Consider the following 10,320-nt stretch of genomic DNA (forward strand, 5'->3'; position numbering starts at 1 on the left):
CCCGAAACTGTTCAATCAAACCGAGCCACCTCTATTCACCACTGACTGCGCGCGGGATCGAACAGGCGGATCTGTTATCCCGCCGGTGCCATTCGCTGCCGACAAGCGCGGCCAGTTGAGCTTCTTTTGACGACAAAGCTGCTGAAAAAACCTTTTCCTTTACAATGTGTAACTTATAAATTACAGTGTGAGTATGGTGAAATTAAAACAATCTGCAACGTTCCAGAAGTGGTTTCGCAAACTGAAGGATGAAAAGGGCAAAGCTCTAATTACGTCCCGCCTGAACAGATTGTCTTTTGGCCATGCCGGTGATGTTGCCCCGGTCGGCGAGGGTGTTAGCGAACTGCGCATCCACTATGGTCCCGGTTATCGCGTCTACTTCATCCGCTCCGGGGACGTTGTTATTGTTCTGCTATGTGGCGGTGACAAGAGCACGCAGGACAAAGATATCAAAGCCGCGAAACAGTTGGCAGATGAATGGAGTAATATCGATGACTGAGAAATTTACGGACTTTGATCCCGCCGAACACCTCAAGAGCGACGAAGCAATCGAGATTTTTCTTGAGGATGCGTTTGCAAGTGACGACGCGGCTTATATCGCAAATGCTCTTGGTGTCATTGCCCGTGCGAAAGGCATGACTAAGGTTGCGCGTGAAACCGGACTTGCAAGAGAGCATCTATATAAGTCGCTGAGCGAGGCAGGTAACCCGACGCTTGAAACGACGATCGCGGTTTTGAAGTCCCTTGGTTTTCAATTGACCAGCAAACACAAAGCCGCCTGAACAACTTGGAGCGTTCCATTGCCTTGCCCTTCCGCATCGAGCGGCAGGACAAGGCGCGAGAAATTCGCCTTTGGAACCCCACCCACCCCATCTATGGTCGGTTCCGGCTGGGGGCGAAATGACACTCTAAGGTTACTTCCACACGCTGAGTTTGGGCCAAACGTCCGTCGACGCTTGCGACGAATCATACTGCTCGCCAATCTCCGGTTTACAGGCTTGGCCCACGCCTCCCCCCTCCTTTCGGGGAAGTATCGCACATGCAGGGTGACATCATCATCATCGAACCATCCGTTCGAGCGTCGTATATTGAGGGTAGCCGTGTCGGCAATGAACCTCCTAAAGCCGGTCATTCCGCCGCCTTGAATGGCGTCTCGGAACCGATTGCTGAAGTCGCATTCTTTGCGGCGATAGCAAGCTGGGACATGACGCTCCCCGCAACACTCGACGCCTCCGCCCCGAGAGCCTCAGCCAACCGGATGCGGGCGAGTTCCCAAGCAGTCATGGACTCTTCCATCAACTGGCGGCCTTCATCGGTAAGTGCCAAGCGTTTGCCGGACCTGCCCCGCCCCCCATGACTATAGGCGAGATTGCTCCGTTCGAGGCCCTTTACACTGCGGCTAAGAGTGGTGGCATCGACTCCGGCGCGCGCCGCCAGTTCAGCAAGCGTTGGCTCGTGGCTACCGCCGATGCCTACCAGAAGGCTGAACTGTTCTGCGGTGATCCCTAGTGGCCGGAAGCAAGCATTATAGTAGCGTGTCACCGCCCTCGCGGTGACACGCGCTTGGAAGGCCGGGCAATCGCTTTCGACACGGCGGTAGAAATCAGAAGCATCTGTCATTTGCGGGTCTCGACAATCAATGATCCATGAAATACTGTATATACACTATTAATGAGGAATTGCATATGCCTGCCTATGTCCACGTTAATCTCCGCATCAAGGATTCGGCCAAGCAAGCCGCATTGGCACCTCGCTTTCAGGCCGCATTGCAGGCAGCAGGGGGCCGTATTCTGCATTTTGGTCCCGTAGTTCAGATGCTGGAAGGGGATGTGTCGCCACTACCTATGGCTGGCATTTTTGAATTTCCAACCCGGGCCGACGCCCTGGCATTCTATGAGTCACCAGAATACGCGCCGATCAAGGTCGAGCGCCATGAGGCGCAGGAAGCACGCATGTTTATCGTCGATGTGGGCTAAGCCTTATGTAGGTTTTCTGTTCCGTTGCTACTCAGACCCCGGATTGCGTTTCTGGCTCGGAGTGGAGGTCCTTTGATGAAACTTTCTGCCCCCTTACCCGATCTATCAAGGCCGCCCAAGAGCGGCCTTTCTCATGCGGAACGCACAAGCGTGGCCAGTCGGTCCCGCCTCCCCTATCGGGTCGCTTCGCTGAGGCTCCTGCGGCTGGCCTAAATCCGCTCTTAGCGTGTCGAGAATTCCCGAAATCCCGTCCTGCGGCCGGCGCTTCTCTAATCGGCGTGTCGGTGTCAAGCGCTGTTCGAACTTATTCCAGGGCTGCGTGAGGCAAGGCTATCGTCAACAATCGGCCCGAAGCAGCCAATCAGGTCAGCTTGGTTCAATGGCCGCGACGACCCTTATCTCAACGACCGCACCCTCCCTACGTAACCCTGCAACCTCAACCGCCGTCCATGCAGGAAACGGGTCCGAGACATAATCGGAACGGACCGCGCAGAACCTGTCGAAGTGATCCAGCAGACCGACATGGTAGGTCGTCATCTCGACAATCGAGTCGAAGTCCAGTCCGGCCTCCCGAAGAACCGCGCCAATCTTTTCAAACGCTTGCTGGAACTGTTCTTCCAGATTTACGGGCATGGTGCCATCCGGGCTGCTTCCAGTCATGCCCGTCACAAAAACATGGTTGCCAGAGATGATTCCTGGCGAAAGTTTGATCTGGTCAGCCGTTTTCCGCGAACTTCCCGCCGGAAAGAGTGCCCTTCGTGCCATGTTTCCCTCGCTCGTTTTGGCGAGACGCCAGAATGTCAGCACGCTACCTTTGCGTCAATGACAGCTTGCGGCGCTTTCCAGCCGAAATCGCCTCTTCACAAAGGGGTCAGTTCCGGCTGGGGGCCAAATGACACTGCAAGCGTTTGATGATCGCCTTCGGTCGAACCCGTCATTCGGCCGTCGCAAAACCCGCTCACACAGGTCCGATTTTTGCTAGCGGGTTTTGCGACAGGTGAGCGATTCATTCTTTCTTAAATACGAATCCAACTGGTAGAATTTTAGCTTTCTTGTTGCGCAATTGCGGCACTAATAATTTTGCCACTATAAAATCAGCATCAGGGTGGCGAACAATGAGCAGTTTATCTCGTAGCCTACGAAGAATTTTCCAGCAGACACGCTCTCTGCGCCCCAGTTCATGGTGAATATTGAGATGGAGAGTTTCAAAAACACCCTGGCCGGGCTCGTAACGGTGTTCGCATCCTTCTTGCCGACCATGGCCATGGCACAATCCATGCCGGATGATGAAATGTTTGACCCGGACAAGGTCATCACCGGAATTCAGATAGATCGTTCTGAGTGTCAGGAAATGGAAGCACGGCAGACTGCCGTTTGGGTAAATGTCGAAGGAAAAGGATATTGCCTTAGATACTACGCAGCCGGGCTTAACCAAAAAGGTGAAAATCCCGTGGTCGCAGCGTGGATGCCGGGCGATGTCATGGGTGGTCCGAAAAGCGTCGGTCATCAAGAGGGGATCGGCGTTACCACGATGATTGAGCAGTCAAAATCACTGTCCGACCGTTATAGCGTGCCTTGGATATTCCTCGCTCGACCGGGCAGCTACGGCAGCAGTGGCAAGCACTACACGATCAGGCACAAACCTCTGGAATCAAAGCTAATGGCTGCTCAGATCGACGCGCTGAAAGCCCGCTATCATATTGGTCGATGGGCATTGGGAGGCCACAGCGGAGGTGGCACGCTTGCCGCCGAATTTCTTGCCCGGCGCAATGATCTTCAGTGCGTAATTTTGTCCTCGGCCGCTGCTGCATATCGCGAACGATTAAAGCAGCGCGGGTTTGCAGGTCGTTTGAAAACGGAAATATTTTTCGATCCTTACGATGCGCTCGATCAAATCCCCAAGCAGCCGGATCGGCGGGTGTTCATGCTTGCCGATCCTCGCGAGACGAATATTCCTTTTTCTACCCAGAAGCTCTATTTCGATGGTCTGAAATTGCGAGGGCACACCGCATTCATGCTGGCGCTCAAAAAAGCTTCTGGCCCCAAATATCACAGCCTTGTCGATTTTGGTGAGGCCGCGACTGGAATGTGCGCCAACGGGACGAAAACTGATGCAATCTTTCAGACTTTACAGGCAATGCCTCAGCAGTCAAATAGGATCACAAATTAACAGTTTCCCTGTCGGTCAAGCGATCCGCTCTCATTGAGCAGGATAGATAATCGCGGCAATGGCTGTTGCAAAAGTCCTAATCCGCGCAACGGATCGGCCTTCTCTGAAAATCAGGGCTTTGCGTGTCGTATGTCATTGTTGCAAGTGGTAGAAATCCTGCGACAGGGGGAGCCGTGGACGGCCAAAGGAGCTCGACCAGCAGCGGGCTGTATTGAACGCGGCTGGGTGCATCCGAATTTTTGAGGAAAAGGCATCCAGCACCAAGAACATCTGGCCCGAGCTGGTGCAGATGCTTGAACATCTTGCGGCATGGTGATCTTCTCGCCATTGCCGGGGGCGCTTCCGGTAGGGGCGAAATGAAATACTAAGCATACACACGGACTTCGACCTCAGTCGGATGGACCGTCGCCGACGGGGAGAAAATACGTTTCCCATTTGCTCCTGGGAATTTCCGCGCCCAGCGAGAATTCAAAAGAAACCACCTTTTCCAAACCCGGGGTTACTTCGCATTTGAATCTGATGGCGTACCAATATCGTTTGCTTCGGAGCGCCGCGCCGTCCGCCTGGAGGGTAGAGCCGGAAAGCTTTGTGTCGGCCATAGCGTAGGCGACGACGAAATCCGGCTGAAAGCCGGTTTCCATATATGGACCTGTTCCATGGCCTCGACGTTGCAGAGCTGGATGACACGATCATCCCTGCCCAGTTGTTTCAGGGCAACCAAAGCTTCCTTGCTGCGCGGGTCTGCCAAAACTTTAGCTGAAAATAACTCTTTGGCTCGAACCATACCGCTTCCTTGAGGGGACGACCCATTAGTCATTGCTGGTTTTGTATCTTGCTCAGGTGTCTGGTCAATCGGTGCGGGCAATGCGATGGGCTTGCTTTCGTTTTGAATCACAGTGGGCTGTGCAGTTACTTTAGTCTGGGGTTCATTTAAGATTTCGACGGTGATGCTTTGCTCGATTGGCGGGGGTGGCAATTTCCTGGTCGGAAAAAATCCAACAGCTAGGATAGCGATCATATGCAGCGTCACCGAAATTGCAAAGCTCGGTGCTATTGCGTTAGGAAAATGCCGGCCATTTTTTTCCTGCATCGGCAAGGCTATAGCTCTGATGGCCGTGAACCTGGACTAAACTTAGATCGGCTAAAATGCTCTTTGCCACTTCCGAATAAAACTGAGAAGAATCGCCTCCGATGCTTCATGCTCGCGTTCACCATCAGCCTATTCCACAACATGCAGTGACTGTTCTGTCGCCCGATATCGTTGCACGACGTCTGCGACGGTGTTCTTGCTGATACCAAGGTCGCGGGCGATCCAGCGGTAACTACGCCCCTCATCGATAAGTGTCAGGACCTTGGGCGCCAGTCGGTTGGATTTAGGTCGGTCTCCGACCTGTCTTCCGAGTTTCCTCCCCCGCGCCTTTGCTGCGGCGAGGCCAGATTTGACCCGTTCACTGATGAGATCACGCTCGAACTCCGCTATGCCTGAGAGAAAGGTCGCCAGCATCCGGCCATGCGGAGACGACAGGTCGAACGCCATACCGTTCATTGCGATGACGGAAACCTTCCAGCCTTCCAGTTCGCGTAATGTGTTGAGTAGGTCGATCGTCGAGCGGCCCCATCGAGACAGCTCTGTCACAAGGATGACATCGATCTGCCGCGACTGGGCAAGGGCCATGATCTTGCGGCGTTCTGCTCGCTCTAGCTTCGCGCCGGAACCAGTTTCTTTGAAGATTCCAGCAATATCGTAACCGGCACGACCGGCGAAAGCCGTCAGGTCACGCTCCTGCCGTTCGCAGGACTGGTCGGCGGTCGAAACCCGGCAGTAAAGAGCAGCGCGCTGTCCCAATTGAACCCTCGTGGATTTTAGTGCCGGAAAGCCTTGATTTCCATGGGCCGATTGTTGTCCAGAAGAGAGTATACTTCAATAGGGACAATGCGGCATGCCAAGGCGACATATTCTCACCGAGCGACAGCGCTCGGCACTGCTTGATCTGCCGACCGATGAATTGTCACTGCTTCGGCATTACACACTGGGCGACGACGATCTTGGACACATCCAGGAACGCCGCAGGCCGGAGAACAGACTGGGGTTCGCCTTGCAACTTTGCGCGTTGCGATATCCAGGGCGCGCGCTGGCTCCGGGCGAGGTGATTCCACATGAGGTCCTGTCGTTCATCGGGGCTCAGCTTGGTGTCCCGGCCGATGCGCTTCTCACCTATGCCGCCCGGCGGCAGACCCGCCAGGAGCATATGGAGGCGTTGCGTGAGATCTACAGCTACTGCGCGATGCCAATGTCAGCCGGTTCATCTGGCTTCGCCAGTTCGAGGTCGGCAACAATTCCGCAGCGGCGAACCGGCTGCTCGACAGGCTGGAGTTGCTGCGTGGCTTGACTCTTGATCCGCAGCTGCTCGCCGGTATCCCGCCGCACGGTATCGCACGCCTGCGTCGGCAGGGCGAGCGCTACTTTACCGATGGCTTGCGGGACATCAGCTCTGATCGGCGCTGGGCGATCCTTGCCGTCTGCGCCGTGGAATGGGAGGCGGCGATCGCCGATACGGTGGTCGAGACTCATGACCGAATCGTCGGAAAGACCTGGCGCGAGGCGAAACGGCTGCATGAAGAACGGATTGCCGATTCCAAGGCAACTGTCACCGATACGCTACGCGCCTTTACCGCACTGGGAGCTTCCCTGCTCGAAGCCCGCAATGATGGTGTTCCGCTGGAAATGGCGGTTGCCAAATCGGCGGAATGGGGCCGGCTCGAACAACTGGTCGCGACCGGCGCCCAACTCAGCAATACGCTGGCGGACGATCCATTGGCCCATGTTGGACAAGGATATCATCGCTTCCGCCGCTATGCGCCGCGCATGTTGCGGTGCCTGAAGCTAAAGGCAGCATCGGTAGCCCAGCCCTTGATTGCGGTGGCAAAAGCCATCGGCGAAATGCAAGCGTCACCATCGGCGACCGACAGCTTCTTGCGGCCGAATTCGAAATGGCACCGCCATTTGAGAGCACAAGACCAGGGCGACAATCGCCTTCGGGAGGTGGCGGTCCTGTTTCACCTGCGGGATGCCTTCCGATCCGGTGACATCTGGCTCGACCATTCGCGCCGCTATGGCGATCTCAAACAGGTGTTGGTGCCGATGATTGCGGCACAGGCTAACACAAGACTGGCAGTGCCCCTCGATCCGCAAGTATGGCTGACTGATCGAAAGGCTCGGCTCGCCGATGGCCTGAAGAGACTTGCACGAGCAGCGCGCGACGGAACCATCCCTCGTGGCAGCATCGAGGATGGAACGTTGCGGATCGACCGGCTGACGGCTGATGTTCCGGACAGTGCCGAGGAACTGATACTCGATCTCTATCGCCGGATGCCACCAGTTCGGATCAAGTCGCACGCCTGCTCCGCGACGCGCTCTGCACCGATGATCAGCCTTTCCGGATGCAGATCAGTCCGCTCGGGCGCGTGCGACAGACGGCAGAACGGATCCAGGCCGAGGTTCGGCTCCCATGTGTCGCAGATAACCGGCTCGTTGAGGTCACCACCGGCTCCTGGGACGGCATGACGCGATTTGAGATCGACAATGAATTTCCCGGGCGCCTTGACGGATCCGACGCATTCGACTGGTATTTCAGGGCGCCGGATGGCGAAAGTTTCGATGAAGTCTGCAGGCGTGCGATGTCATGGATTGCCGATGTCCAGCACCCGACGATCGCCATTTCCCACGGTCTGTTCGGGCGTATCCTTCGAGGCGTCCATCTCGGCCTTTCGAAACGGGAGATGCTCGAGCTGCCCGTCCCGCAGGACGGCTTTTATCGACTTCACGACGGCAGGTGCGATCCCTTCACCGGTTGACCTGCCCCAGGAGCGCCTGTTCACTATCACGGTCATCATCCCGCAAGCGCAACGGACTACGGGCGTCGCGCGTCATGCTGACGGGAAAGCCAAAACGGAAACCGATTGGACGATCCATCGACACGGAGAAACACATGCCGACACTCGAGGACATCTACCTTGATTATCTAGACTGCCTGAACCGGCAGGCCTTCGATAAACTCGGCACCTTCGTCGACGACAATGTCGAACACAACGGACGCCCGCTTGGGCTGTCGGGTTATCGCGACATGCTCGTCCGCGATTTTGCCGACATTCCCGACCTGCGGTTCGAGGCACAGATCCTCGTCAGCAACGGGACCCGGACAGGCGCCCGGCTTTTCTTCGACTGCGCTCCGAAAGGAACCTTCATGGGACTTCCGGTCAATGGCAGGCGCGTTCAGTTTTGCGAGCACGTTTTCTACGAATTCGAACACGGAAAAATCCGCAGGGTCTGGTCCGTCATCGACAAGGCCGAAATCGAGCGCCAGCTGAGCTGACAGCCGCCATTGAGACAAAAGGCTGGTCGCAGGAGCTGGTTTCATGCCGGTTTGCAGCCCGTGATATCCGGCAGACGCTCAGCCATCCTCCTCCCGCTTTTCTCCCTCGAGCAGATCCTCAAGCAGCGCACGATCCGCATCGCGCAGCGCCATCTGCGGCAGCTGACGCCGGATCCAGTCCCGCAGCACCTGCGCATCCGGTCCGTCCGCTGATGTCTGCAGTTCGCTGGCGAGCAATGTGCCCAGCAGCATTTTCCGCCGTACCTCAAGCCGCCGTTCCTGTGCGGCAAGCCGTGCCATCAGGGTGCGCCTGCGCGCCTCCAGTTCCTCGATGCGACGGGCAACCGGTTTACGCGCCATCACCACCTGCCGCGCATTCCGAACAATCCGTCCACGACCTGTGACGGGACATTGTCACCATCGATCAGCACCGCCAGCCTGTGCCTGTAGCGACCTGTTCCGTGGCCAACATTTCCGTACGCCCTCGTCGTCGTTGATCTTCGTTTCGCAGCTTCGGACCTGCCCGCATCCATCACCGTCTCCATTGCTGCCTGTGTCATTGAGCCAACGGTAACGGCGATCAGATCGCATCGCATCCTGGTGAATCCTGCAATGGAGCCATGGCTTACGACCCGCTAAACAGAAAGCAGCAAGGGCGCACTTACGAGTTGGCGCCCCGATGACAGGCAAAACCGCCGCGTTGCGGAAAGGGTCCATGCCGGAGCGGGTACCGGTGCTTCTGGCCCGATCTTCGGTCCTTCCGCCGGCGTGGTTTATCGGGAGACTGGCATGGCGATCTACCATTGCAGTGTAAAACCGGTTGGACGCAGCGCCGGCAAAAGTGCGGTGGCCGCCATCGCCTATCGCACCGCCAGCAGGATCCTCAACGAACGTGATGGCATCATCCATGATTTTACCGCAAAACAGGGCGTGCTCCATTCGGAGATCGTCCTGCCAGATGGCGTCGATGCCGGCTGGGCGCTGGATCGTTCGGTTCTCTGGAATGCCGCAGAGGCCGCCGAACGGCGCTCGGATGCCCGTGTTGCCCGCGAGTTCGAGATCGCGCTTCCATATGAATTGACCGATACCGAACGACTGTCGCTGACCCGTGCCTTTGCCGGTGATCTTGCCAATCGTTTTGGCGCCGCCGTCGACTTCGCCATCCATGTGCCGCAGGGCAACAGCGACAGCCGCAACATCCATGCCCATGTGGTCATGACCACACGGGTGATCACCGCAACCGGCCTTGCACAAAAGACGCTGATCGAGCGCGAGAACAGATGGCTGACCGACAACGGTCTGCCGACCTCGCAGATGCAGATGAAAGCGGTGCGTGAGGCCTTTGCCGATCTCGTCAACCGTCATCTGCTGCGCGCCGGCCTCGACCGCCGTGTCGATCATCGCTCGCATCTCTCCCGCGGCCTTGCCATCGAACCGACAGGCCATATGGGCGTGCATGCCTCGCAGATGAAGGAGCGTGGTGTCGACGTCTCCCGCAGCCGTATCGAGGAAGACGCTGCACGACGAAACGCCGCGCTGATCCGCCGCCGTCCCGAACAGGTGCTTGCCCTCATCACCGCAGGTCAGAGCGTCTTTACCCGTCACGATATTGCCAGAACGCTCAGCCGCTACATCACCGATACGCAGGCCTTCCACAATGCCCTTGCCGCCGTCATGGCATCACCGCAGCTGGTTCAGCTGCGGTCAGAGCAGAGACGGGAACCGGCCCGCTATTCCACCACCAGCATGATCGAACTCGAATACAGCATGGCAGAGAGTGCGACCAGAATGGCGGCACGCT

13 protein-coding genes and 1 pseudogene are annotated in these 10,320 nt (G+C 56.9%); 8 read left to right on the forward strand and 6 right to left on the reverse strand.

The genetic code is table 11. The features are described from left to right. The first annotated feature begins 193 nt into the window (after positions 1-193). Positions 194-499, forward strand: coding sequence for a type II toxin-antitoxin system RelE/ParE family toxin (locus tag RS75_RS24360; RefSeq protein ID WP_045025193.1), 306 nt, complete (start codon positions 194-196; stop codon positions 497-499). Then, the gene (locus RS75_RS24365) at positions 492-782 is read left to right on the forward strand and encodes an addiction module antidote protein (RefSeq protein WP_045025194.1); all 291 of its coding nucleotides are present in this window, start codon (positions 492-494) and stop codon (positions 780-782) included. The genes RS75_RS24360 and RS75_RS24365 overlap by 8 nt, the downstream gene beginning before the upstream one ends. Before the next feature lie 346 nt (positions 783-1,128). Here the strand turns inward: RS75_RS24365 and RS75_RS24370 are convergent, their stop codons facing one another. After that, on the reverse strand, positions 1,129-1,620 hold the full coding sequence (locus RS75_RS24370; protein WP_045025195.1) for a MarR family winged helix-turn-helix transcriptional regulator: 492 nt from the start codon (positions 1,618-1,620) through the stop codon (positions 1,129-1,131). Positions 1,621-1,685: 65 nt separating this feature from the next. On the opposite strand from RS75_RS24370, the gene RS75_RS24375 reads away from it, so the two are divergent. Next, complete coding sequence (locus RS75_RS24375) at positions 1,686-1,976, forward strand: DUF1330 domain-containing protein (protein ID WP_045025196.1); 291 nt, start codon at positions 1,686-1,688, stop codon at positions 1,974-1,976. A gap of 366 nt (positions 1,977-2,342) precedes the next feature. Here RS75_RS24375 and RS75_RS24380 read toward each other — a convergent pair whose 3' ends face one another. Then, on the reverse strand, positions 2,343-2,783 hold the full coding sequence (locus tag RS75_RS24380) for a RidA family protein (protein WP_200893669.1): 441 nt from the start codon (positions 2,781-2,783) through the stop codon (positions 2,343-2,345). Between the two features lie 373 nt (positions 2,784-3,156). Here RS75_RS24380 and RS75_RS24385 point away from each other — a divergent pair, with 373 nt between their 5' ends. Next, on the forward strand, positions 3,157-4,146 hold the full coding sequence (locus tag RS75_RS24385) for an alpha/beta fold hydrolase (RefSeq protein WP_045025197.1): 990 nt from the start codon (positions 3,157-3,159) through the stop codon (positions 4,144-4,146). A 389-nt stretch (positions 4,147-4,535) separates the two neighbouring features. Here the strand turns inward: RS75_RS24385 and RS75_RS27240 are convergent, their stop codons facing one another. The 3 genes from RS75_RS27240 to RS75_RS24395 form a co-directional block, all read right to left on the reverse strand. Further along, positions 4,536-4,745, reverse strand: coding sequence for a DUF930 domain-containing protein (locus RS75_RS27240; RefSeq protein WP_234704330.1), 210 nt, complete (start codon positions 4,743-4,745; stop codon positions 4,536-4,538). Beyond that, positions 4,646-5,242: a DUF930 domain-containing protein gene (locus tag RS75_RS27245; protein ID WP_234704331.1), complete on the reverse strand. Its 597-nt coding sequence runs from the start codon at positions 5,240-5,242 to the stop codon at positions 4,646-4,648. Before RS75_RS27245 ends, RS75_RS27240 begins: the two co-directional genes overlap by 100 nt. Positions 5,243-5,365: 123 nt before the next feature. Continuing rightward, positions 5,366-5,992: a recombinase family protein gene (locus RS75_RS24395; protein WP_045025198.1), complete on the reverse strand. Its 627-nt coding sequence runs from the start codon at positions 5,990-5,992 to the stop codon at positions 5,366-5,368. Positions 5,993-6,086: 94 nt separating this feature from the next. Here RS75_RS24395 and RS75_RS24400 point away from each other — a divergent pair. From RS75_RS24400 to RS75_RS24410, 3 genes and pseudogenes are all read left to right on the forward strand, one after another. Beyond that, positions 6,087-7,534, forward strand: a pseudogene (locus RS75_RS24400) (DUF4158 domain-containing protein); the annotation flags it as partial. 11 nt (positions 7,535-7,545) lie between these two features. Continuing rightward, entirely contained in the window at positions 7,546-8,001 is a 456-nt protein-coding gene (locus tag RS75_RS24405; protein ID WP_045025199.1) for a histidine phosphatase family protein, read from the forward strand. 134 nt (positions 8,002-8,135) lie between these two features. Continuing rightward, positions 8,136-8,519 (forward strand): ester cyclase, encoded by a 384-nt coding sequence (locus RS75_RS24410; protein WP_045025200.1) that lies wholly within the window; start codon positions 8,136-8,138, stop codon positions 8,517-8,519. A 78-nt stretch (positions 8,520-8,597) separates the two neighbouring features. On the opposite strand, the gene RS75_RS24415 is transcribed toward RS75_RS24410, so the two are convergent. After that, positions 8,598-8,879 carry a hypothetical protein gene (locus RS75_RS24415; RefSeq protein WP_045025201.1) on the reverse strand — a complete coding sequence of 94 codons (282 nt, stop codon included), beginning with the start codon at positions 8,877-8,879 and terminating at the stop codon, positions 8,598-8,600. A gap of 429 nt (positions 8,880-9,308) precedes the next feature. Here RS75_RS24415 and mobQ point away from each other — a divergent pair. After that, on the forward strand, positions 9,309-10,320 hold a 1,012-nt coding region (gene mobQ / locus RS75_RS24425), incomplete at its 3' end, for a MobQ family relaxase (protein ID WP_160297210.1).

The organism is Rhizobium nepotum 39/7 (assembly GCF_000949865.1).
Classification (GTDB): Bacteria; Pseudomonadota; Alphaproteobacteria; order Rhizobiales; family Rhizobiaceae; genus Agrobacterium; species Agrobacterium nepotum.